This is a genomic window from Flaviramulus sp. BrNp1-15 (assembly GCF_022259695.1).
In the GTDB taxonomy this organism is placed as follows: domain Bacteria; phylum Bacteroidota; class Bacteroidia; order Flavobacteriales; family Flavobacteriaceae; genus BrNp1-15.
Genome location: NZ_CP092099.1, coordinates 3,176,376 through 3,202,148, shown reverse-complemented (window position 1 = coordinate 3,202,148; position 25,773 = coordinate 3,176,376). Strand labels below are relative to the sequence as shown.

The following is a 25,773-nucleotide window of genomic DNA, read 5'->3' as shown; positions in this document are numbered from 1 at the left end:
CCATTATAACAACTAAACTAACTAACCACTTTTTTAAGACATGAAATTAACTAAACCAAGATTAACTTTTTGGCAAATTCTAAATATGAATGTTGGATTTTTAGGAATCCAATATAGCTTTGGCTTACAACAAACAGCCATTAATCCTATATTTTTATATCTAGGTGCTCCGGAAGATATGTTGCCTATATTAAATATTGCTGGACCTGTTACGGGTTTAATAGTGCAGCCAATTATTGGTGCCATGTCTGATAAAACTTGGTCAAACCGATGGGGAAGGCGTAAACCATATTTTTTAATAGGTGCTTTATTAGGTAGTTTATGCTTATTTGCATTTCCTTACAGTCCAGTTTTATGGTTTGCAGTAGGTTTACTTTGGATATTAGATGTTGGGAATAATATGGCTATGGAGCCTTATAGAGCTTTTGTGGGTGATAAATTACCAGAAAAGCAATTAAGTCTTGGTTATCAAATGCAAAGTTTATTTGTAGGTGCTGGAATTCTTTTGGCTAATGGGTCTATTGTTTTATTTCAATATTTGTTTGGTGGAGAATCTGTTGAAGAAGCTGGAACTATTCCGCAATGGATATATTATTCCTTTTTCATTGGGGCGTTCTTATCTTTAACAACCATCTTATGGTCTGTTTTTAAAACACCAGAAATCCCACCAACTGATGAAGAGTTAGAAGAAATTAATAAAATTAAAAAGCTACCACAAAGCGAACGTATACTTGCCCCTTTTTTAGAAATTATTGAAGCAATAAAAGAGATGCCTAAATTTATGTGGAGAATAGGCGCAGTGTATTTATTTCAATGGTATGCGCTTTTTATCTACTGGCAATTTACTACCCCGCTTTTTAAACTTACAATGGGTTATTCTACTTCCGAAGCAGCTTCACAAGCAGCTAAAATGAGTTTAACCTATAATATTGTTACTATGCTGGTAGCGCTTGCTTTAGTACCATTAACACTTCGATTTGGAGGTAAAAAAGTATATGCTTTAAGTTTAGTAGGTACGGCAATAGCATTATTTGCTATTCCTTATATTTCAGACCCAACTTTGGTATTAGTACCAATGGTTTTATTTGGTATAGGTTGGGCAGCTATGATGGGAATTCCATATACCATGGTTTCTAAAATTGTCCCGCAAGATCGTAGAGGAGTTTACATGGGAATTTTAAACATGATGATTGTAATACCAATGTTTATACAAACTTTGAGTTTTGGTCCTATTTATAAATATTTATTAGGTAATAATGCAATAAATGCCATGTTATTTGCGGGTGTATTTTTTGTTATTGCAGCTTTTCTGGCTTTCCGTTTAAATGAATCGAAATCGGTTTACAATTAATAATTTATTAGAAATTAACAATGAAAAACTTAGGTATAAAAATATCCATTTACTTAAACTATTTTGTCTTTGCTATTTTGTTAAATAGTGTTGGTATAGTTATAGAAAGATCCATTACGGTTTACAAAGTAACTGAATCACAAGCTTCAGTTTTGGAAGGTTTTAAAGATTTACCAATAGCAATAGTCGCTTTTTTAATAGCATCCTTTTTACCGCGTTTTGGTTACAAAAAAGCAATGTTAGCTGCCTTAGGTATTGTGTTTTTTGGTTGTTTACAAATGATTTTTGGAAACTCTTTTTTCTATACTAAAATTCTTTTTTTTACTATTGGAGTTAGCTTTGCTTTAATAAAACTTTCGGTGTATTCATTAATTGGAATTTTAACCGATTCTAGAAAAGAACATGCATCTTTAATGAGTTCAATTGAAGGTTTCTTCATGGTAGGTATCGCATTGGCATATTTTATTTTTCCTGCATTTTATTCAGATGATGAAAATTCATGGTTGAATGTTTATTATTTACTATGCGGACTTATTTTAATCTCTTTTATATTTCTTCTTTTTTCAAAAGTTGAGTATGAAGTTGAAGCTATAGGTTCTAGTTTAAAAGATGATTTAAAAGAGTCTTTAAAGTTAATGGTGGTTCCATTAGTTTTAGTTTTCATTATTTCGGCTTTTTTATTTGTAATGATTGAGCAAGGTATTATGTCTTGGTTACCAACATTTAACAAAAAAATATTTAATTTTAATTCAGTGTTAAGTGTTCAAATGGCAAGTATATTGGCACTTTCCTTGGCCTTGGGTAGATTCATAGCAGGCTTCTTAACTAAATACATTAATTGGGTAGTTTTAGTAATAGTATGTGTTGTTATTTCTGGTGGTATTCTAATTTATATTTTGCCACAATTACAAGGAGATGTTGAATCTATAGGTGAAATAACTAGCTTATCTCAAGTTCCATTTTTAGGGTTTATTCTTCCACTAATTGGGTTGTTTATTGCACCAATTTACCCATTGTTAAACTCAACTGTTTTAAGTTCTTTACCCAAAAGTTTACACTCTCCAATGTCTGGTTTAATTATTATATTTTCAGCATTAGGAGGTACTCTTGGATCTAGAATTGTCGGAGAGTTATTTGAAAGTATAGGTGGGGCAAATGCCTTTTATTTTCTACTGATTCCAATGTTTTTATTAATAGTTTTTGTAGTCTTAATTGATAGGATTTCAAAAAAGCAAGCCATAGTAGAGCCATGATTTTTAAGTTAAACATAGAAGAGACTTTAAGAAAGCTATTGCAGCAGGAAGATACTGATGGCGATAAAAAAATAACTATTGAAGATAAAGGTCCAAGAGCGTTTAAAATTATTTCAAAAAAAGGTGAAGATTATATTGTAAAAGGAACGTATCAACTTTCCAATTTATTACAAGAATTGGTAATTTCTAAAAATGAAGGAAATATAGTTGCAGAAATTCCATTAACTAAAATTGATGAGCAACCAGTAAATAGAATTTCCAGAATGATTCGAGATTATTACTGGAATGGATTAACTAGACGCATTGACGAATTTGGAGTTGGGAACCTTATAGCAGATACCAAAAACGAATCGCTTACAGCAGAGAGATTACCAATTTACATTCCTTTTCATGATGAATTGGCATTAAATTACTATAAAAAACTTGAAACGAAATTACCTATTCAAGCTTGTAGATTACCTGAAGATATTTCACCACAATATGTGAAATCTTTAAATAATAAACCAGGTATCTTATCCTTAAAATTAGAAGAAAATCAAGGTGTTATTAAAGGTGTTCCATTTGTGGTTCCTGGAGGTAGATTTAATGAAATGTATGGTTGGGACAGTTATTTTGAGTCTGTTGGGCTGCTGCTTGATGGTAAAGTAGATTTAGCAAAGGCTATGGCCGATAATTTTCAATATGAAATTGAACACTACGGAAAAATATTAAACGCCAACAGATCGTATTATTTAACCAGAACCCAACCGCCGTTTTATTCAAGCTTAATCCGAGAGGTTTTTGAGGTTACTAAAGATAAAGAATGGTTAAAATCACATCTGGAAACTGCTATAAAGGAATACGAAACCGTTTGGATGGTTGATGGTAAGCGTTTAACAGAAAATGGTTTAAACAGGTATTTAGCAGAAGGCATAGGAATTACTCCAGAAGTAGAGGAAGGGCATTACGACGCTATATTAAAACCTTTTGCAGACGATGCTAATTCTACTATAGAAGAATACATTAACATGTATCAAAATAATGAAATAGAAAATGATTTTTTAGATACGTATTTTCTTCACGATAGAACAGTTAGAGAATCTGGTCATGATACATCTTACAGAATAGAAGGTAATTGTGCCGATTTAAATTTAGTAGAACTTAACGTTTTACTTTATAAATATGAATTAGATTTCGCTGAGCTTATAAAAAATGAGTTTGAAAATAGTTTTGAAGGCAATTCAAAAGTTTATACCAGTGAGTTTTGGTTAGAAAAAGCCAATTCAAGAAAGCAATTGATAAACGATTTTTGTTGGAATGATGAAACTGGGCTATATGTAGATTATAATCACGTAACAAAATCTAAATCTACTTTTGTTTCAGCAACTACATTTGCACCTCTATGGGGAAATGTAGCTAGTAAAGAACAAGCTAAAACACTTGTAAAAAATGCATTACCTCTTTTAAAAGAAAAAGGAGGAATAGCTGGAAGTACAAAAGAAAGTAGAGGTGAAATAACTGAATCTAGACCACACAGGCAATGGGATTACCCAAATGGTTGGGCGCCACATCAAATGATGATTTGGAAAGGCTTAATTAATTACGGATTTGTTGAAGAACTTCAAGAGTTAATATACCGTTGGCTATATATGATTACCAGAAATGCTGTAGATTATAATGGCACAATTCCAGAAAAGTACGATGTTGTTGAAGCAACACATAAGGTTTTTGCAGAATATGGTAATGTAGGTACAGATTTCGAGTATATTTCACAAGAAGGATTTGGTTGGATGAATGCATCTTATCAATATGGGTTATCTTTATTAGAAAACGAGTATATAGAAAAGCTTAACCAGCTTGTTGAGCCAGATATAATTTTTTAATTACTCATGCATTCATTAAGACTAATACTTTCCAAATTCAAATATTTTGCACCAGTTTGGGTATTTAGTTCATTAAATTTTTTAATCGGTACTTGGGTTTTATACATTCCACATGTAAAAGAAAAATTACAACTTAATGATTCTGAAATTGGGTTGGCATTATTTTGTTTAGCCTTAGGTGTATTATTGTTTATTCCAACGGTGCCCTTTTTAAGCAGAAGAATAGGTATAGGGCGTTATACTCTAATTGGGGTTATACTATTTTCAATAGCTTTTGTTTTTCCATTATTGGTAAATAGTTATATGTTACTCTGTGTTTCATTATTTGTGGTTGGAATTTTTTCTGGAACAACCGATGTTTCCATGAATGCTGTAGTATCTGAAATTGAAAAAAAAGATTCTTGTAATTTTATGTCTGCAGCACATGGTTTTTTTAGTTTAGGAGGTGCATTAGGTGCTGTTTTAGGAAGTTTTTTAATGCCTTTTTTTTCAAATCCAGGTTACCATATGATGGTAATGGCATCATTTATTGTGTTGACTAACTTGTTTTTAGGTAAATATTATAGAGGTATTACAGAGGAGCCCACAATAAAACAAAAAAGTAACTATCAATTAAAAACATTAAAGCCATTATTTGCAATAGCGTTTATAGCTTTTGTTATAATGAGTAGTGAAGGTGCTATTGAGCATTGGAGTACATTATATTTTGTTGAAGTAATTGAAATAGCAGAGAAAAATCTAGCAGGTTTAGGTTTTATAGTATTTTCAACAACCATGACGATTGGTCGATTTTTTGGTGATAAAGTAAGTGAGAAAATAGGCTCGTTAAAAATTATAGCACTAGGTTGTTTTTTAGGATGTTTAGGGTATTTAGGTATTCTTTTAAATAATTTTATAGTTACTTTAATAGGTTTTGGAGTTCTTGGTTTAGGTCTTTCTGTTATTATTCCAGAATTATTCAGAATTGCTGGGAAAACAAATGGGGTTAAAGCCTCTGTAGGTATTTCATTTGTTTCTGGTATTGGTTTTACAGGTTTTCTTTTAGGGCCTGTTGTTTTAGGTTATATATCAAATGCTTTTAACCTTAAGATTAGCTTTTTTGTACTATTACTATTAACTATTTTGGCTTTATCAGTTTCATTTATTAAATTAAAAAGGAAATAAAATTTATTATTTATAAACCTCTTTAAGAGAGGTTTAGATTGGTTTTTTGAAAGTCGAAAACGTTTTAGGTGAAATTGACGACGTTTTTTTATATGATTTATATATGATGAAAATTGTAATTGTAAATTGCTGAATAATTAAACGAATTTAGACATAAATTAAATTGAAAAATATAGACATACTTTGTGTTGGAGAGGTACTTATTGATTTTATTGGACATCAAATAGGAGTGCAAATCAATAACACAAGAGATTACCACAGGTATTTGGGAGGTTCTCCCACAAATGTTGCTATGAATGCTTCTAGGTTAGGTTTAAAACCTGTATTAGTTGCAACAGTTGGTAATGATGGCTTTGGAGAATATATTTTTAAAAGATTTTCCGAAGTAGGTTTAAATACCAATTACATAAAAACAATTGATGACAAACCTACCAGTGTCATTTTTGTTTCAAGAACAGATAGTACTCCAGATTTTATTCCGTTTCGTGAAGCAGATTATTGTATTTCTGAAGATCAAATTTCAAAAGAAACCCTAGAAAACACTAATATATTTCATACTACATGTTTTGCATTAAGTAAAGAACCTGCGCAAACAACCATTTTAAAAAAGGCTGAAGAAGCATATAATTTAGGTTGTAAGTTGAGTATAGATGTAAACTATGCAAAAAAAATATGGGGTTCTCAAGAAAAAGCATTGTCTATAATTAAGGCCTATTGCAAGTTTAATCCGTTAATTAAAATTAGCGAGGATGATATGATAAGGCTTTTTGAAAAAGAATTACCACATGAAGAAATATTTAATTTTTTTCATGAAAATGGAGTTGATACCGTATGCTTAACACTAGGGAGTAAAGGTGTTAAATTATCACAGAAAGGAAAAGAAATAATACAATTACCAGCTGTAAAAGTGGAAAAAGTTATGGATGCTACTGGAGCAGGAGATGCTTTTTGGTCTGGGTTTTTGTTTGCATATATAAAAGAAAAACCTGTTAAAGATTGCTTACAAGTAGCATTGCAATTAGCAGCATTAAAACTTCAAAATGTTGGCAGATTGCCAGATAATATCAATATTTTATCCAAACTTCTTTAGTTATTCAACATCATGCAAAAAGATAATCATTTAAAAAATGAAGTTAGTTACAATGGTGTTATGCTTAATGCTTATCCAGATAGTATTGGAAAAAAATTAAGCGATACTATTAGTATGCTTAAAAAGCCAGAATTTAAAGATGTATTTTCTTTATTCTATGTTTTGCCTACTTTTTTTAATAGCGATTTAGATAGAGGTTTTTCAATTATAGATTATAATCTTAATGATAAACTAGTTTCTAAAGAAGATTTAGTGGCTTTAGAAGAACTCAATATTATGCTAAAGTTTGATATTGTTTTAAATCATTTATCTGTTGCATCTCCACAATTTAAAGATTTATTAAAAAACGGAGAACAATCAAAATATAAAGACTTCTTTATTAACTGGAATACCTTTTGGGAAGGTCATGGAACAATGAATGAAGATGGAGTAATCATTCCAAAAGATGAATTTCTTAATAAATTATTTATGAGAAAATCTGGTCTTCCTATTTTAAAAGTTCTTTTTCCAGACGGTTCAGAAAGACCTTATTGGAATACCTTTTATCAGCAAATAAATTATAATAATATTAAAGTTTCAGATCTAAGAAGGTTTAAAGAATTAAATTGTTGGAAAGCAGCTTTTATTTATAAAAAAGTAAATAAAGCAATAGAAGAAAATAAAGATTTTAATACTATTGATTTAGGTGATAGCAAACATTTAAGAAAGGAAATTATTCAGTTAATAAACGAAAAGCGTTCCTATTTAGGACAAATGGATGTGAATGCAAAATCTGAGTTGGTTTGGGAGTTTTATGAAGAAACGCTTTCTAAACTAAAAGATTATGGCTGTAAAATATTGAGGCTTGATGCTTTTGCCTATTTACATAAAGAAGTTGGGCAATCAAATTTTTTTAATAAACCTGGTACTTGGGATTATTTAGAGCGTATTAAGCAAATAGCTCAAAAAAATAATTTAATGTTATTGCCAGAAATTCATGCAGAATATGGATTAGGTTTACATGATGAGGTAGCTAAAGAAGGGTATTATATTTACGATTTTTTCTTACCCGGATTAATGATTCACACTCTGGAAAAAGGAAGTAATAAACCGCTTTTAAAATGGGTAAACGATATTATTAATAAAGGTTATAAAACTGTAAATATGTTAGGTTGTCATGACGGAATTCCTGTTTTAGATTTAAAAGGGAAAGACCTAAACGGCAATTATTGTAAGGGTTTATTGGAAGATGAGGAGATTGAAGCCATTATGAACAAAATTATTGAGCGTGGTGGGAGAGTTAAAAACTTATATGATCCATCAGGTAGAAAAATTTCTTACTATCAGGTTAATGCAACATTTTTTAGTGCTCTTGGAGAAAATGAACAAAAATTATTGTTAGCAAGAGCTATTCAAATGTTTATACCAGGGATTCCGCAAGTTTGGTATTTAGATTTGTTTTTAGGAAAAAACGACTATAAAGCGGCCGATAATGCTGGTAGCGGAGGACACAAAGAAATAAATCGTACCACACTATCATTACAAGATATTGAGGAAGGTCTCAAAAAAGATGTTGTAATAAATCAACTCGAAATTATGAGGCTTAGAAATACTTTACATGCTTTTAAAGGAGAAATAGAAATACATAAAGTGCCAGATAACGAAATTAATATCACTTGGAAGCACCATGAAGATTTTGTTCAATTAAAAGCAGATTTAAAAACGTATAAGTTTTCAATAAATTATACCCAATCTGGAGTAAATAAAGCAATGGCTTTTTAATATTTATAAATTTAATCCAGAATAGGTGGAACACCAGCTTTTAATAATTTTTTTTCAATTTCAGGAATATCAACATTTATAAACTTATCAAGTTTAGGCTTAACTCTATTAAAAAGAGTTTTTGCCATATCTAAACTTTCCATATGCATTTTGGTTGGACCATAAGTAGTATTGAAACCACTTAGTGCTACAGATACTCTAGAAGAAATAGAAGGATAATCTTTTTCACCTATTTCTTTTTTTGAAGAATTACCATTTAGTGTTTGATCTAAAGCAAGCATTTCCTTTTTCAAATTAGTAATTTCTTTTTCTAAATCACCTGGATTTCCATTAATATATGCAGTAGCTTTATCTAGAGCTTTTAATTTTTTTGAAGCATTACTAAAATCTTTAAAAGAGGATTCTAATTCTAATCTGAATGTTTTTAGTTCTTCAATGTAGCTACCCATTTCATTTATTAATGGATTTTTTAAAACGTTTTCACGAATTCTTTCAACCTCAAAAGTTTGAGATTCTGATAAAGCTTCAATTTCTCCTTTTATGTTAGAAAACATTGAAACTGTATAAGTGCCTTCATCTACAAAAGTACTATAATAGTAAGACGAAGGGTTATCATTAATATTATCAATATTTAATGATGTTCTTAAGGATTGTTTTAAGTTCCAAGATACTCGGTTAAATCCTTTTTTATAAGTTGCATTTACTCTTGCTACAAAATCACCTTTACTGTCTTTTATCACAAGAATAATAGAAGCACCTTCTTCATTTTTCTCTTCATCTAAAGCATTCCAACCAGGGAAAGGAATATTTTTATTTTCCTTTTTTAAAGTCTTTTCCCTATTAGTACGTTTGTTTTTTAAACTTTCAAAATTATCAGGTAAATAATAAGTAAAAATGGCACCATAATCAGGATTTTGTGCTTTAAAATAACTTTCTCCTTGGCTAGAGGTTCCACCACTTATAGGTTTATATTGTAAAGACTTTCTAGGTTTAAATAATTGAGATTTAGAAAATGCATTCTCAGTCATAGTTCTTAAAGGACTGTAATCATCTAGAATATAAAACCCACGACCAAAAGAAGCGGCAACCAAGTCGTTTTCACGCTTTTGAATAGCTAAATCTCTAAATGAAATAGTAGGTAAACCTTCAGAAAATTTAATCCATTTTTCACCTTGATTTAAAGAAACATAAATACCATATTCTGTTGCTAAGAATAATAAATTAGGATTTACATGATCTTGTACAATGCGCCAAATCATGGTGTTTTCTGGTATACCATTGGTGATTGATTTCCATGATTTTCCACCATTTGTGCTTTTAAGTAAATAAGGTTTGTAATCTCCAAATTTGTGATTATCTAAGGCAGTATAGACAATGTTAGAGTTATGTAAATCTGCTTTAATATCATTTACAAAAGCAGAAGCAGGAACATTTGGCAAGCTAGAAACAAGTTGTTTTGTCCAAGTTTGTCCTCCATTTTTTGTGTATTGAATGACGCCATCATCTGTACCTGCATAAAGTATATTCTCATCTAATGGAGATTCTGAAAGTGACGTAATAGTATTATAGGTTGACATCGCATAAACATCCCAAGCTGCATCCCAACTTTGTTGCTTGCCCATAATTGGTAATGTAATACGTTCTTCATTTTTAGTTAAATCTTTAGAAATTGGTTTCCAACTATCTCCACGATTGTCCGATCTCCAAACACGTTGAGTGCCAAAGTAAAGACGTTTTGGGTCATGACTACTAACGAGAATAGGAGAGTCCCAGTTATTCCGTTCATAAGGTTCATCAATTCCAGCTTGTGGTTTTATATAAGTTGTTTCACCGGTAGTTCTATCTACTCTACGTAAATTACCTTGTTGAGATTGTGCATAAACTATATCTGGGTTTCCAGGTTCAGTTGCTGGTTGATGACCATCACCTCCTAAAACAACAAACCAATCTGAATTTGTAATACCATCACTTCTTAAAGTTCTTGACGGTCCACCTTGTGAGTTATTATCTTGTGTTCCTCCATAAATATTATAGAAAGGTTCAGCATCATCAACAGCCACTTTATAAAATTGAGTAAGCGGAAGGTTGTTTACAAATTTCCAAGTTTCAGTATTATCAAAAGATTCATAAATACCACCATCGGTACCAACTAATAAATAATTTGGGTCGTCAGGTTTAAATGTCATAGAATGATTATCAGAATGCTTATTGGATTCCTTCATGGTGTAGAATGTTTTTCCACCGTTTTCAGAAATTCTAACACGAACATCCATTAAGTATATTTTATCAAATACATGAGGAGAGGCAACTAATTCTTGATAATAATGTGGTCCAGTTCCACCAGAAACTGTTTCAGACATTTTAGTCCAACTTCCACCTTTATTGTTAGAACGATAAATAGCACCTTTTTTTCTGTTTAATTCTATTGCAGCATATAATACATCTGGGTTTATTGGTGAAATTGCTAAACCAATTTTACCCATATCCCCATTTGGTAAGCCATTTTTTAATTTATCCCATGTTTCTCCACCATCTGTACTTTTATAAAGTGCAGTTCCTTCTCCACCACCAATGTATGCTGCAACATTTCTATGACGTTGCCAAGTTGCAGCGTAAAGTATTTTTTCGTCTCTTGGGTCAATAACTATATCTGTTACACCTGTCCATTCATTATCTTTTAAGACTAATTTCCAAGTGTCACCTCCATCAATAGATTTATACAATCCTCTTTCTCCACCAGAACTCCAAAGCGGACCTTGTACTGCTACCCAAATTTCATTTGAGTTTTTAGGGTTTACTATAATTTTAGAAATGTGCTCGGAGTTTTTTAAACCTTTATTTTCCCAGCTTTTACCGCCATCATGACTTACATAAATTCCGTGACCAATACCAACGTGTCTTCCACCAACATTTTCGCCAGTTCCTAACCAAACTTTACTCGAATTATTTGGATCTAAAGTAAGGCAGCCAGTTGAAAAAAAAGGTTGTTTATCGCTAAGTGGCTCCCAAGTTGTTCCAGCATTATTAGTTTTCCAAACGCCACCAGAACCAACAGCAACATACCATGTGTTTTGATTGTTTGGGTCAATAGCAATATCAGCAATCCTACCAGACATAAATGCTGGTCCAATACTTCTAAATTTTAATCCAGATAATGTTGAGTCTACCTTTTTTTCGGTTTCTTCTTGGGAAAAAGTTGAGGTTATTAGAAAAAGTGATATGAGTGTAAGGAATATTTTTTTTGAGTTAGTCATGGTTGTTTTCTACCAAAGTTATTTAATAATCAAATAAAGTATGTTAAAATTAGAAAAAAATATTGTAGTATTGATTTCATTTTATCAAATAAAATCAACACCAATGTATCAGAATTAGATATTTTTGTTATATTTGTGTAATCGATTACATAAAATTTAAAACATGTCAAATTACAACGTAAGATATGCTTCTAATCCTGAAGCCGTAAAGAAATATAATACAAATGAATTACGTGATGAATTTCTAATTCAAGATGTAATGACCAAAGATAACATAAATTGGGTATATTCTCATTATGATAGGTTTATGGTTGCCGGAGTTGTACCTGTGAATAAAACTGTAGAATTAGAAACGATAGATCCATTAAAAGCTAGTTTCTTTTTAGAAAGAAGGGAGTTAGGGATAATTAATATTGGGCAATCCGGAATCGTTACTGTTGATGGAGTTGAATATGAATTAAATAACAAAGAAGCTTTGTATTTAGGTCAAGGAAATAAAAAGGTTACGTTTTCAAGCAAATCAGTAAGTAATCCTGCGCAATTCTATTTAAACTCTACACCAGCACACAAAGCATTTCCTAATAAAAAAATTGGAATAGAAGATGTTGAGGTTATAGAATTAGGTGCTCCTGAAACTGCCAATGCTAGAACATTGAGAAAGTATATTGTTAATAGTGTTGTAGATGTTTGTCAGTTGCAAATGGGTATGACTTCATTAAAATCTGGTAGTGTTTGGAATACTATGCCAGCGCATGTGCATGATAGAAGGATGGAAGTTTATTTTTACTTTGAAGTTCCTGAAGATCAAGCAGTATGTCATTTTATGGGGCAAACTAACGAAACCAGACATATTTGGATGGCAAATAATGAAGCCGTAATTTCTCCACCATGGTCTATTCATTCAGGATCAGGAACAAGTAATTATAGTTTTATTTGGGGTATGGCGGGAGAGAATTTAGACTATGGAGATATGGATGTTTGTTCACCTAATGAGCTAAGATAAATAGAATGGAATTATTTAATTTATCAAATAAAAGAGCTTTAGTTACTGGTGGTACTCATGGTCTAGGTATGGCTATGGCTGAAGGTTTGGCTAATGCCGGAGCAGAATTAGTTATAACTGGTACAACACCATCAAAAATGGAGAAGGCTTTGTCTTATTATAAAGACAAAGGGTTTAAAGCAACTGGTTACCTTTTTGATGTAACGAATGAAGAGGAGGCTAAAAAGAATTTAGATTTAATAACTAAAGAATTAGGGGATATACACATTTTGGTTAATAATGCAGGAATTATTAAAAGAGAGCTTGCTATTACCATGCCAGTTGAAGATTTTAGAAGAGTTATAGATGTAGATTTAGTTGGTCCATTTATAATGTCGCAATTAGTTGTAAAACAAATGATAGAACGAAAAGAAGGAAAAATAATTAATATCTGTTCTATGATGAGTGAATTGGGGAGAAGCACCGTTTCTGCTTACGCTGCAGCTAAAGGTGGTTTAAAAATGCTTACTCAAAATTTAGCAACAGAATGGGCAAAATATAACATACAAGTTAATGGAATTGGACCAGGGTATTTTGCAACTTCGCAAACAGAACCAATACGAGTAGATGGTCATCCGTTTAATGATTTTATAATTAATAGAACTCCAGCATCTCGTTGGGGTGATCCAAAAGATTTACAGGGAGCAGCAATTTTTTTAGCATCAAAAGCTAGTGATTTTGTAAACGGACAAGTAATTTATGTTGATGGTGGCATTTTAGCTACTATCGGTAAACCCTCTAATGAAGACTAAATATTTAAAGACATAATGAGTAAAAATTTTATTCACGATAATTTTTTGCTGGAAAACAAATATGCAGAAGAGTTATATCATAACTATTCAAAAGATTTGCCCATTATAGATTATCACAATCATTTGCCCCCAAAACAAATAGCAGAAGATAAAACCTTTAATAACATTACAAATGTTTGGATTAATGGCGACCATTATAAATGGAGGGCTATGCGTACTTTGGGTGTTAACGAAAAATTTATAACTGGAGATGCATCAGATAAAGACAAATTTTTAAATTGGGCAAAAACAGTACCTTATACTATGCGAAATCCATTGTATCATTGGACGCATTTAGAACTTGCCAGATATTTTGATATTTATGATTTTTTAAACGAAAAATCAGCCGAAAAAATTTACGAAGAAACTCAGGAAAAATTAAATTCTAAAGCATACAGTTGTAGAGGTTTGCTGAATAGAGTAAATGCTGAAGTAGTTTGTACAACAGAAGACCCGACAGATTCTCTTGAGTACCATCAGCAATTAGCTAAAAGTAATTTTAATATAAAAGTAAGTACAGCTTTTAGACCAGATAAAGCTATTTTAATTTCCAATGAGGGTTACAATAACTATATTAGCAGTTTAGGTGAAGTTGCAGGTGTAGATATACGCTCTTTTTCGGATTTATGTGAAGCTTTAAGAAAACGAATTATCTTTTTTGATAATAATGGATGTAAACTTTGCGACCATGGATTAGATCAAATTTATTTTGAAAACTATACAGAGAGTGAAATAAGCTCAATTTTCAAAAAGAAAATAGAAAACAAAAATATAACTCAAGATGAAGCTTTAAAGTTTCAAAGTGCTATTTTAGTGTTTTTATGTGAAACTTATCATGAGTTTGGATGGGTGCAACAGTTTCATTTAGGGGCTTTAAGAGATAATAATGCACGTATGCATCGTATTTTAGGGCCAGATACAGGTTGGGATTCAATTGGTGATTTTCCGCAAGCTCAAAAATTATCAAAATTTTTAAATGCGCTTGATGGAAAGGATAAGTTAACCAAAACAATTATTTATAATTTAAATCCTGCTGATAATGAAGTAATGGCTACCATGATAGGTAATTTTAATGATGGTAGTGTTAAAGGAAAAGTTCAGTTTGGTTCTGGTTGGTGGTTTTTAGATCAAAAAGATGGGATGACAAAACAATTAAATGCCCTTTCAAATATGGGGTTAATCAGTTGTTTCGTGGGAATGTTAACGGATTCAAGAAGCTTTCTGTCTTTTCCAAGGCATGAATATTTCAGACGTATTCTATGTAATCTTTTAGGAGATGAAATCAAACGAGGGGAGCTGCCAAATGATATGGAATGGATTGGAAAACTAGTTTCAGATATAAGTTATTATAACGCAAAAGAATATTTCAATTTTTAATAAAACCAAGCAATATTATTGAATAATGAGTAAAGTAGTAACATTTGGAGAGATCATGCTAAGATTAGCTCCACAAGGATTTTTAAGATTTTCGCAAGCTAACAATTTCGATGTTGTTTATGGTGGTGGCGAGTCCAACGTAGCAGTATCATTAGCCAATTATGGTGTATCGGTAGATTTTGTAACCCGATTACCTAAGAATGATATAGGCGAATGTGCGATGATGGAAATGCGCAAGCGAGGTGTTGGCGTAGACAAAATTGTGTGGGGTGGCGATCGTTTGGGTATTTACTTTTTAGAAACCGGCGCAGTAAGTCGAGGCAGTAAAGTAGTTTACGATAGAGCCCATTCAGCTATCTCCGAAATAAAATCAGGTATGATTGATTGGGATGCGGTGTTTAAAGGTGTAGAATGGTTCCACTGGACGGGGATTACTCCAGCCATTTCACAAGGCGCAGCCGATGTTTGCTTAGAAGCTGTAAAAGCAGCAAGTGAAAAGGGAATTACCATTTCAACCGATTTAAACTACCGAGCAAAACTTTGGAAATATTGTGACGATGCCCATAGAGAAAAGGTGATGACCGAACTAACCTCATATTGCGATATTGTTTTAGGAAATGAAGAAGATGCTGAAAAGCATTTTGGAATTCACCCAGAAGGATTAGATGTTCATAAACATGGTCATGATGTAAAAGCTGAAGCCTTTTTATCAGTATGTAAACAAATGATGAAAAAGTTTCCAAAGGCTAAAAAAGTGATTACCACATTACGAGGTTCTATTTCAGCATCACACAATACATGGGCAGGCGTTTTATATGATGGAAAAACCATGTACGAAACTCGTCAGTATCAAATTACCGATATCGTAGATCGAGTTGGAGGTGGCGATAGTTTTATGGGCGGATTGATTTACGGACTATTAAAATATCCAGAAAACGATCAAAACGCTTTAGATTTTGCAGTAGCAGCCTCATGTTTAAAACACACCATAAAAGGCGATGCGAATTTAGTTACTGTAGATGAGGTAGAGAAACTCATGGGAGGTGATGCCTCAGGACGTGTAGCACGATAAAAGAGATTGAAGTTAGAAGCCAGAAGTATTGTTTCTAACTTCTTTTTATATTAATAATAAAAAACCCTTCGGGCTTCCAACTACGGACTTCCGACTTTTTTAAAAATGGCACAATATTCAAGATTAGAAGTAGCACAAGTAATGAAAGACACAGGCATGGTGCCTTTGTTTTTCAATAGCGATATAGAATTAAGCAAAAAGGTTTTAAAAGCTTGTTACGATGGAGGCGCAAGACTATTAGAGTTTACCGCACGAGGTGATTTTGCACACGAGGTATTTGGCGAATTAACTAAATACGCTATAAAAGAATTACCAGGTATGATTATGGGTGTAGGTTCTGTAACCGATGCAGCAGCAGCGTCCTTATACATGGCATTAGGAGCAAACTTTATAGTCACTCCTGTGTTAAGAGAAGATATTGCAGTAGTTTGTAACCGACGCAAAGTATTATGGTCACCAGGTTGCGGTAGCTTAACAGAAATTACTAGAGCCGAAGAGTTAGGTTGTGAGATTGTTAAGCTATTTCCAGGAGGCACTTACGGACCAGGATTTGTAAAAGGTATAAAAGGCCCACAACCATGGACGAGCATTATGCCAACAGGAGGTGTAGCACCAACCCAGGAAAACTTAAAAGGCTGGTTTGAAGCTGGAGTAACCTGTGTAGGTATGGGCTCTCAGTTAATTTCAAAAGATATTATTGCCAATAAAGATTTTGATAAATTAAAACAAGATGTAGCTAACGCATTGCGTATTATCAAAAACTTAAAAAACTAAGACGCATGCGAAACCTGATTTTTGTTATTTCTACTTTATTTATCTTAACCGGATGCAATCGATTGAGTGATACCAGAACCATAAAACTAGCACACAGCTTGGATGTAAACCACTCTGTACACAAAGCTATGGTTAAAATGGGAGAAGATTTATCTCAAATATCAGGAGGTAAAATGGAACTAGAGATTTATCCGAGTCAGCAATTAGGTACCGAACGAGAATGTATAGAATTACTTCAGATTGGTAGTTTAGATATGACGAAAGTCTCGGTTGGTGTTATGGAAAATTTTGCACCACGTATGAAGGTTTTTGGATTACCTTTTTTATTCCGTGATAAAAACCATTCATTTCAAGTTTTAGATGGACCAATTGGTCAAGAATTACTAGATGAAGGAACTAAATACTGGATTAAAGGTTTAGCGTATTATGATGCTGGAAGCAGAAGTTTTTATACTAAAGACAAGCCAATTAATTCTCCTAGCGACTTAAAAGGTTTAAAAATTAGAGTTATGGAAAGCGTTACGGCTATGAACATGGTGAATAGTTTAGGTGGCTCTGCAACTCCTATTTCTTGGGGAGAATTATATACGTCTTTACAACAAGGGGTTGTTGACGGTGCAGAAAATAACCCACCAAGTTTTTATCTTTCTAGACATTACGAGGTATGTAAATATTATTCTTTAGACGAACATACAGTGTTACCAGATGTATTAATTATTGGTACTCATATTTGGAATGACCTTTCAGAACAAGAAAAAAAATGGATGCAAGAAGCCGTTGATAATTCTGTTGTTTATCAACGTCAATTATGGGCTGAAGCAGAAAAAGAAGCTCTAGATGAAGTACAAAAAGCAGGTGTAGAAATTATATATCCAGATAAGACCTTATTTTCAAGTAAAGTTGAAGAGGTTTACTCTGATGTTAAAGAAAATGAAGATATGTATAGTTTAGTTCAAAGAATACAAAATACTAAGTAGTATGGAACTTCGAAAAAAGATAGATAAGATTTTAGCTAATGCATTAATAGTAATCATGGGTGTTATGGTTATAAATGTATTATGGCAAGTTTTTACAAGATTTATAGTGGGCACACCAAGTTCTTTTACAGATGAGCTTGCAAGGTATCTTATGATTTGGTTAGGTATTTTAGGAGCCGCTTATGTGTCTGGAAGAAATATGCACGTAGCTATAGATGTACTTCCGCTAAGATCTAGTAGTAAAACTCAAAAACGGTTAAAACTTATTGTTTACTCACTAATTATTGTATTTGCTTTTTTTGCTATGGTAATTGGTGGTTTAAGACTAGTTTATATAACTTATATTTTAGATCAATATTCTCCAGCTTTACAGGTGCCTTTAGCATTGGTCTATTTTGCAATACCATTAAGCGGAGCACTGATTATTTATTATAAAATTTCAGATATTTTAAAAATCAAATAACTATGGAGTATATCCCAATAATTGTTTTAGTATTAAGTTTTATAGGATTATTATCCATAGGTATGCCAGTGGCTTGGAGTATTGCCATATCTTCAGTATTAACAATGATGGTAAGTATTCCAGCACTACCAGCCTTCACAACTGTGTCTCAAAGAATGGGAACCGGTTTAGATAGTTTTGCATTGTTAGCCATACCATTTTTTGTGCTTTCAGGACAACTCATGAATAAAGGAGGTATTGCCCATCGATTAATTGCATTTGCAAAAACACTAGTAGGTTCTTTACCAGGGGGGTTAGCATTAATTAATGTTATTGGAGCTATGTTAATGGGAGCTATTGCAGGTTCTGCTATGGCGTCGGCTTCAGCTATGGGTAGTATTTTAGGGCCAGAAATGGAAAAAGAAGGTTATTCAAAAGAGTTTGGAGCTGCTGTTAATATCACGTCTTCAACTACAGGATTAGTTATTCCACCAAGTAATATTTTAATTGTTTACTCATTAGCAAGTGGAGGTGTTTCCATAGCAGCCTTATTTTTAGCAGGATATATACCTGGAATTTTAACAGGATTGTTTTTAATGCTTGTGGCGTCTTTTTGGGCAAAAAAGAAGAAGTATAAAATTGGAAAAAGAAGCTCGTTAAAGCAAATTTTTATAACATTTATTGATGCTGTACCAAGTTTATTCTTACTGGTTATTGTTATTGGAGGAATTATAACAGGAATTTTTACAGCAACCGAAGCATCAGCAATTGCAGTTTTATATACTTTGGTTTTAGGCTTTATTTACAAAGAAATTACAATCAAGTCGTTGCCAGAAATTCTTTTAGATTCTTCAGCAACTACAGCTGTTGTAATGTTATTAATTGGAGCTTCAATGAGTATGTCTTGGGTAATGTCTTATGAGAATATACCTCAAAGTATAAGCTCTACATTATTAGCAATTAGTGATAATAAAATTATCATTTTACTTTTAATAAACTTAATACTACTGTTTGTTGGAATTTTTATGGATATGACACCGGCAGTACTCATTTTTACACCTATATTTTTACCAGTTGTAACTGAGTTAGGCATGGATCCTATTCAGTTTGGAATTATTATGGTGCTTAATTTATGTATAGGCCTATGTACACCTCCTGTAGGCTCTGTACTCTTTGTAGGTGTTGGTATAGCGCAAACTACCATTGAAAAAGTTGTAAAACCATTATTGCCAATGTTTATAGCAATGATTGTTGCGTTGTTTTTAATTACTTACTTACCAGATTTAACACTTTGGTTACCAAGATTGTTTGATTTATAATAGAAGAAGATAAAATGCCAGAATTAAAAGAAAATAAAAAAACTTTAAATAGAAAAAACCTAGGATTAGAAAAAAAACTGCCAATTAAAATTGTACAGTTCGGGGAAGGAAATTTTTTAAGAGCCTTTATAGGTTATGCTTTTCAAGAGTTAAATAAAGCAGTAAATTTTAATGCAGGAATTGCGGTTGTACAACCCATAGATAAAGGCTTAGTAAAAATGCTAAATGACCAAGATGGATTGTACACTTTGTTCATGAAGGGTGTTAAAAAAGGAGAAGAAATTCAAGATATAGAACTTATTTCTAATATTGTAAAAGGTGTGAATCCTTATGACAGTTTTAATGAATATTTAAGTTTAGCCAAAGAAGAATCTTTAGAATTTATAATCTCTAACACAACAGAAGCAGGTATTGCTTATGTGGCTTCAGACAGGCCAGACTTGCAACCACCAAGTTCGTTTCCAGCAAAATTAACGGTGCTTTTACATGAGCGTTTTAAGCATTTTAATGGAGATTCAACCAAAGGGTTAACTATTATTCCTTGTGAATTAATAAACTATAATGCAGATACCCTAAAGGATATTATTTTAAAATATATTTCTGATTGGAACTTAGGAGATGATTTTAAAAATTGGTTATTAGATAATAGCTCATTTCATAACACATTGGTAGATAGAATTGTTCCGGGTTATCCTAAAGATGAAATTGAAGCATATAATGCACAATTAGATTATTCAGATAATTTAATTGTTTCTGCTGAAGCTTTTTTATTATGGGTAATTGAAGGAGGCGACAGTTTAAAAGCTAAATTACCTTTTGATAAAACAGGTTTAGATGTTAAAATTGTTGATGATATGCAGCCATTTAGAACCAGAAAAGTTCGTATTTTAAACGGTGCACACACAGGAATTTTTTCATTGTCATATTTACATGGAAACAGAACTGTTAAAGAAACAGTAGATAATGAGTTTACAGGTGAATTTGTAAAAGACACTGTTTATAAGGAAATTATAGATACTTTAGAACTTGATAAAAATGAATTAAATAGTTTTGCTGATGAGATTTTTGATCGTTTTAGAAACCCTTTTATCGTTCATAATTTATCAAGTTTAGCATTAAATGCGGTGTCTAAATTTAAAGTAAGAGCTTTACCAAGTTTACTAGAATATGTAGAAAATCATAAAAAGCTTCCAACGCATTTAACCTTTGCTTTCGCAGCATTAATTCGTTTTTATAAAGGAACATGGAATGGAGAAGACTTACCAGTTAATGATAGCGCAGAGATTCTTGAAAATTTAAACCAAATATGGAAGTCTAATGATTACAAAAATGTAGCAAATGCTGTTTTGAGTAATCAGGATTATTGGGGAGAAGATTTAACAAAAATTGAAGGCTTAACAGAAGCCATTACTTTAGCTTTAGTAGAAATAGATACTAATGGAGTTAAAGCAGGTTTTGAAAACTTCTGTAAAAAGTATTAATAGAATATTTAGATAAAACACTTATTCTTTTTTAAGATGCAAAAAAAAATCATAAAAGTAAACGCATCAGATAATGTAGCTGTAGCTTTAGTAAACTTAAAAGCTGGAGATATTATTTCTTTTGAGGGTGAAAACATAACCATATTATCAGATACAAAATCAAAGCATAAAATAGCCTTAGAAAGATTTGAGTCTGGTGATAGAATTATTATGTATGGCGTGTTGGTAGGAAAAGCCAATGGAGTAATTGAAAAAGGTAATGTGTTAACAACAGAAAATGTTAAGCATCAAAGCGATAAAGTATTTGGAAAAACAGAATCATTTTCCTGGACACCTCCAAATGTAGATAAGTGGGAAGGTAGAACTTTTATGGGTTACCATAGAGAAGATGGGCAGGTAGGAACAGAAAATATTTGGCTATTTTTCCCGTTAGTGTTTTGCGAAAACAGAAATATTGAAATTTTAAAAGAAGTCTTTGAAAAAGAACTTTTAAAACAAAAAGTAAATCCACACCAATTATTATTACGATCATTAGTAAATAATGGAGGTGAAGACACATCTATTGTATCAGATTCTGCAGATGTTTTTCAAAATATTGATGTAAAGTTTATTACACATCCTGGTGGTTGTGGAGGTATTAGACAAGATTCAGAAAGCTTAGCAAAATTACTTGCAGGTTATGTAAATAACCCTAATGTTGCTGGAGCAACAGTACTAAGTTTAGGTTGTCAAAACCTACAAATAAACATTTTTAAAGATGCTCTTAAAACTATAAATCCTAATCTAAATAAGCCCGTTCTTATTTTTGAACAACAACAAATGGGTACGGTAGATAATATGTTATCTACCATTATTAAAGATTCTTTTGAGGAAATAAAAAAAGCAAATAATATAGAGCGTAAGCCAGCACCTTTATCTAAATTAAAAATAGGATTAGAGTGTGGCGGATCTGATGGATTTTCAGGTATTTCTGCGAATCCAACTTTAGGCGCAGTCTCAGATATGTTAGTTGCACTAAAAGGTACTGCTGTTTTAGCCGAATTCCCTGAACTTTGCGGTGTAGAACAAGAATTAGTTAATAGATGTGTTGAGGAAGAAGATGGCGAAAAGTTTTTGTCATTAATGAAAGCTTTTGAAAAATCTGTGGTAGATGCCGGTTCCGGTTTTGATATGAATCCGTCTCCTGGAAATATAAAAGATGGATTAATTACTGATGCTATGAAGTCTGCTGGAGCAGCAAAAAAAGGTGGAACATCACCAATTCAAGATGTTTTAGATTACGGCGAGTATATTACAAAGCCCGGTTTAAATTTATTATGCACACCAGGTAATGATGTTGAAAGTACTACTGCACTGGTAGGTTCTGGGGTAAATATGGTGTTATTTACAACAGGTTTAGGAACGCCTACAGGCAATCCCATTGCACCCATTATTAAAGTGTCTTCTAATACAGAGTTGGCAGAAAGAATGCCAGATATTATAGATATTGAAACTGGTGCGGTGATACGTGGCGAAAAATCAATTGAAGAAATGGCAGAAGAAATACTAGATTTTATTATTGATGTTGCTAGTGGTAAAGTGCAAACTAAAGCCAAATTATTAAATCAAAATGATTTTATTCCTTGGCGTAGAGGCGTATCTTTATAAAAATTACTATTAATTATTATTTGTAGTTACCGAAGATTTTAAAGAAGAATCTCTAATAATTAGTTCTGGAGATAAAACAACTTGTTTTTCAGAAGTAATTCTTTTATCATTATTTACTTCTTCTAAAAATACTTGTGCAGCAATTCTACCCATTTCTATTGGAGATTGATCAACTGATGTTATTGATAACTCCATAAATCTTGTAAATGGTTCGTTACTAAATCCAACAACACTTATATCATCAGGTATTTTAAGTCCATGTGCTTTTATTTCTTCTATAGCTCCAAGAGCAGTAAAATCACTTGAAGAGAAAATAGCATCCGGACGATTTTCCATTTCTAATAGTATTTTAGTTGTTTTTCTTCCTTCGGCTACCTTACTCATAGTTTCAATAACTAAACTTTCGTCAAATTCTAATCCAGCATCAATTATAGCTTGCTTGTAACCCAAATACCTGTTTTTGAAAATTTGTAACTCACGATCGTTGGATAGATGCGCAATACGTTTACATCCTTGATCTATTAAATGTTTGGTAGCTTCATATGCTCCTTTAAAATCGTCTATTGTTACAGCACTAACCCCTTTTATATCTTTCTTTCTATCAAAAAAGATTAACGGAACATTTTTCTTAAGTAAATTACTAAAACTGTCATTATCTTCTAATCTAGCGTTTGATATTGACATTAAAACACCATCAACTTGAGCGTTTAGTAATGAATTAATATTTTCAATTTCTAAGTTTTCTTGATCATGAGTTTGACATATAATTACATGATATCCTTTAGGGTATAATTCCTCTTCAATACCACGTATTACAGAAGCAAAAAAGTTACTATCAATACGAGGAACAATAACACCAACATTATAACTTTTACCACTTTTAAGAGCTAGTGCAAGTTTATTCTGCTTATAATTCATTTTAGAAGCAGTTTTGAGAACCAACTCTCGTGTTGCTTCACTAATTTTTGGGTTATTGTTTAAAGCTCTAGAAACTGTAGCAGCTGTAATATCTAGTTTTTTAGCAATATCATATATTGTTGTTTTTTTACTCATAAAAGATGGTTAAGATATAACAAAGTAAAAGTAAACATTTTAGATATATTCTTTTTGTTTATAAAATATATATATTTAAATTGCGTAATCGATTACATAAATATAATAATTTATTTTAAATTTTAAGAAACAAATGAATAATTTAAAGTTAATAACGAAATATACAATAGTGTTTTTAATTATTATTGGCTGTAGTAGCGATAATCCAATAGAAGAAAATTCTGGAGATGTTTTAGTAAGTAGTATTGTAATTAGTGGAAACAATATTGAAGATGGAACATCAACTCAATTAAGAGTTGAGATTTTTCCTAGTAATGCATCAAAAAAGACAGTAACATGGATTGTCTCTGATGAGTCTATTGCAACAATTTCAAATTCAGGATTACTAACTGCAGTTAATAATGGTGAAGTAACTGTTACAGTTACAGCAAAAGATGCATCAGTAGTTTCTGTTGATAAAGTGTTTTCAGTAGCTGGGGTTACACAACCACCTGTATTGGTAGAAAGTATTACCATATCAGGGAGTGATATTGTTGATGGAAATCCATTGCAATTATCTGCTGATGTATTACCTGTAAATGCAGATAATAAGGAAATAACATGGTCGGTGTCAGATGCCGATTTAGCAGAAATTAATGAAGATGGTTTATTAACGCCAAAAGCGAATGGAACTGTAACAGTTAAGGCAACTGCCACAGATGGGAGCAATACGTTTGATGAATTACAAATAAATATTTCTGGTGTTTCTACTATTCCTGGTGTCGGTACATCACAAGAAATTTTAAATGCAATTGCATCGGCAAATGCAGGTGATATTATTTATGTAATAGAAGGAAATTATACTTTTGCTACAACTATTAATATTTCTAGAAATGGTAGTATGGGAAGTGTTATTTCTATATTACCACATCCAAATAATACTTCAAGACCAAAGTTTGATTTTTCATCAATGTCTGAAAGCTCTTCTAACCGAGGTATCTCTTTATCTGGTAATTATTGGAACATAAAAGGTATAGATGTTTTCGGCGCAGGAGATAATGGTATGTTTATTAGTGGAAGTGATAACTTAATTGAATTTTGCACATTTAGCGAGTGTAAAGACACTGGTTTACAAATAGGAAATGGAGGCAGTAATAATACTATTTTAAACTGCGATTCTTATTTTAATGCTGATTCTACATTAGAAAACGCTGACGGATTTGCTTGTAAATTAGATGCAGGAACAGGTAATAAATTTATAGGTTGTCGAGCATGGCAAAATTTAGATGATGGATGGGATGGTTACCTAAGAGGTGCTGATAATATAACAACAACTTATGAAAACTGTTGGGCAATTAAAAATGGCTATTTAAAAGACGGAAGTGCTGGAGCAGGAGATGGAAATGGATTTAAAACAGGAGGTAGTGATGATAAACTATTAAAGCATAATGCCATTTATAAAAATTGCATTGCTGCTGGTAATATAGTTGATGGTTTTGATCATAATAGCAATAGAGGTGATGTAGAGCTTTACAATTGTGGTTCGTATAGTAACGGAAGAAATATAAGCTTTAGTAATTCTAATATTGCTAATTCGCTTACTATTAAAAACACAGTATCCTTATCTGGGAGTAATAATAATAGTTTATCGGCTACAACTACAGATATCACAAATAATAGTTGGCAAAATGGCATTGTAGCTAATGCAAGTGATTATGTTAGTTTAAATATGGACTTATTAACAAGTGCGAGAAAAGAAGATGGAAGCTTACCAGATATTGATTTTATGAAACTTGTAACTGGTAGTGATCTTATTGATGCAGGTGTTGATGTGGGGTTATCTTTTAACGGCGCATCACCAGATATAGGACCTTTTGAAAAATAATAAATAGAGAATTGGTTTATATAGCAAAAACATCCATACGTTAATAGTGTGGATGTTTTTTTTATAATATAATAACAGGTTCTACCTAATTATAAGTAAACAGAATAAATAAGTAATTAAGTAGGTTTCTGTAATAATAAATAATTTTTAAAAAAGCTTATAAAAAAAAACGCCACTAAAAATAATTCCAGTGACGTTT

19 protein-coding genes are annotated in these 25,773 nt (G+C 31.9%); 17 read left to right on the top strand and 2 right to left on the bottom strand.

Going from position 1 to position 25,773, the window contains the following annotated elements; all coding sequences use genetic code 11:
* The first annotated feature begins 40 nt into the window (after nucleotides 1–40).
* From MBM09_RS14205 to MBM09_RS14180, 6 genes are all read left to right on the top strand, one after another.
* Entirely contained in the window at nucleotides 41–1,351 is a 1,311-nt protein-coding gene (locus MBM09_RS14205) for an MFS transporter (protein ID WP_238674379.1), read from the top strand.
* Between the two features lie 20 nt (nucleotides 1,352–1,371).
* Nucleotides 1,372–2,604: a sugar MFS transporter gene (locus tag MBM09_RS14200; protein ID WP_238674378.1), complete on the top strand. Its 1,233-nt coding sequence runs from the start codon at nucleotides 1,372–1,374 to the stop codon at nucleotides 2,602–2,604.
* Nucleotides 2,601–4,466, top strand: coding sequence for an alpha,alpha-trehalase (locus MBM09_RS14195; RefSeq protein WP_238674377.1), 1,866 nt, complete (start codon nucleotides 2,601–2,603; stop codon nucleotides 4,464–4,466). The genes MBM09_RS14200 and MBM09_RS14195 overlap by 4 nt, the downstream gene beginning before the upstream one ends.
* A 6-nt stretch (nucleotides 4,467–4,472) precedes the next feature.
* Nucleotides 4,473–5,630 carry an MFS transporter gene (locus tag MBM09_RS14190; protein ID WP_238674376.1) on the top strand — a complete coding sequence of 386 codons (1,158 nt, stop codon included), beginning with the start codon at nucleotides 4,473–4,475 and terminating at the stop codon, nucleotides 5,628–5,630.
* 163 nt (nucleotides 5,631–5,793) lie between these two features.
* Nucleotides 5,794–6,720, top strand: a complete 927-nt coding sequence (locus MBM09_RS14185) for a carbohydrate kinase family protein (protein WP_238674375.1) — start codon at nucleotides 5,794–5,796, stop codon at nucleotides 6,718–6,720.
* Between the two features lie 12 nt (nucleotides 6,721–6,732).
* A complete protein-coding gene (locus MBM09_RS14180; RefSeq protein WP_238674374.1) occupies nucleotides 6,733–8,481 on the top strand; it encodes a glycosidase in 1,749 nt (582 codons plus the stop codon).
* Nucleotides 8,482–8,492: 11 nt separating this feature from the next.
* Here the strand turns inward: MBM09_RS14180 and MBM09_RS14175 are convergent, their stop codons facing one another.
* Nucleotides 8,493–11,735, bottom strand: a complete 3,243-nt coding sequence (locus MBM09_RS14175; RefSeq protein WP_238674373.1) for an exo-alpha-sialidase — start codon at nucleotides 11,733–11,735, stop codon at nucleotides 8,493–8,495.
* A 163-nt stretch (nucleotides 11,736–11,898) separates the two neighbouring features.
* Here MBM09_RS14175 and kduI point away from each other — a divergent pair, with 163 nt between their 5' ends.
* The 10 genes from kduI to MBM09_RS14125 all read left to right on the top strand — a co-directional run bounded on the left by kduI (nucleotide 11,899) and on the right by MBM09_RS14125 (nucleotide 22,657).
* Nucleotides 11,899–12,738 carry a 5-dehydro-4-deoxy-D-glucuronate isomerase gene (gene kduI, locus MBM09_RS14170; protein WP_238674372.1) on the top strand — a complete coding sequence of 280 codons (840 nt, stop codon included), beginning with the start codon at nucleotides 11,899–11,901 and terminating at the stop codon, nucleotides 12,736–12,738.
* A 5-nt stretch (nucleotides 12,739–12,743) separates the two neighbouring features.
* A complete protein-coding gene (locus MBM09_RS14165; RefSeq protein WP_238674371.1) occupies nucleotides 12,744–13,529 on the top strand; it encodes a gluconate 5-dehydrogenase in 786 nt (261 codons plus the stop codon).
* 15 nt (nucleotides 13,530–13,544) lie between these two features.
* On the top strand, nucleotides 13,545–14,945 hold the full coding sequence (gene uxaC / locus MBM09_RS14160) for a glucuronate isomerase (protein ID WP_238674370.1): 1,401 nt from the start codon (nucleotides 13,545–13,547) through the stop codon (nucleotides 14,943–14,945).
* Between the two features lie 25 nt (nucleotides 14,946–14,970).
* Nucleotides 14,971–16,017 carry a sugar kinase gene (locus MBM09_RS14155; protein ID WP_238674369.1) on the top strand — a complete coding sequence of 349 codons (1,047 nt, stop codon included), beginning with the start codon at nucleotides 14,971–14,973 and terminating at the stop codon, nucleotides 16,015–16,017.
* Between the two features lie 105 nt (nucleotides 16,018–16,122).
* Complete coding sequence (locus MBM09_RS14150; RefSeq protein WP_238674368.1) at nucleotides 16,123–16,791, top strand: bifunctional 4-hydroxy-2-oxoglutarate aldolase/2-dehydro-3-deoxy-phosphogluconate aldolase; 669 nt, start codon at nucleotides 16,123–16,125, stop codon at nucleotides 16,789–16,791.
* 5 nt (nucleotides 16,792–16,796) lie between these two features.
* Nucleotides 16,797–17,768 (top strand): TRAP transporter substrate-binding protein, encoded by a 972-nt coding sequence (locus MBM09_RS14145; RefSeq protein WP_238674367.1) that lies wholly within the window; start codon nucleotides 16,797–16,799, stop codon nucleotides 17,766–17,768.
* Between the two features lies 1 nt (nucleotide 17,769).
* Entirely contained in the window at nucleotides 17,770–18,231 is a 462-nt protein-coding gene (locus tag MBM09_RS14140) for a TRAP transporter small permease (RefSeq protein ID WP_238674366.1), read from the top strand.
* Nucleotides 18,232–18,233: 2 nt separating this feature from the next.
* A complete protein-coding gene (locus tag MBM09_RS14135; protein ID WP_238674365.1) occupies nucleotides 18,234–19,529 on the top strand; it encodes a TRAP transporter large permease in 1,296 nt (431 codons plus the stop codon).
* Between the two features lie 14 nt (nucleotides 19,530–19,543).
* A complete protein-coding gene (locus MBM09_RS14130) occupies nucleotides 19,544–21,010 on the top strand; it encodes a tagaturonate reductase (RefSeq protein ID WP_238674364.1) in 1,467 nt (488 codons plus the stop codon).
* A gap of 36 nt (nucleotides 21,011–21,046) precedes the next feature.
* Nucleotides 21,047–22,657, top strand: coding sequence for a UxaA family hydrolase (locus MBM09_RS14125; protein ID WP_238674363.1), 1,611 nt, complete (start codon nucleotides 21,047–21,049; stop codon nucleotides 22,655–22,657).
* A gap of 9 nt (nucleotides 22,658–22,666) precedes the next feature.
* On the opposite strand, the gene MBM09_RS14120 is transcribed toward MBM09_RS14125, so the two are convergent.
* The gene (locus MBM09_RS14120; protein ID WP_238674362.1) at nucleotides 22,667–23,710 is read right to left on the bottom strand and encodes a LacI family DNA-binding transcriptional regulator; all 1,044 of its coding nucleotides are present in this window, start codon (nucleotides 23,708–23,710) and stop codon (nucleotides 22,667–22,669) included.
* Between the two features lie 133 nt (nucleotides 23,711–23,843).
* On the opposite strand from MBM09_RS14120, the gene MBM09_RS14115 reads away from it, so the two are divergent.
* Entirely contained in the window at nucleotides 23,844–25,574 is a 1,731-nt protein-coding gene (locus tag MBM09_RS14115; protein ID WP_238674361.1) for an Ig-like domain-containing protein, read from the top strand.
* The last annotated feature ends 199 nt before the right edge of the window (nucleotides 25,575–25,773 follow it).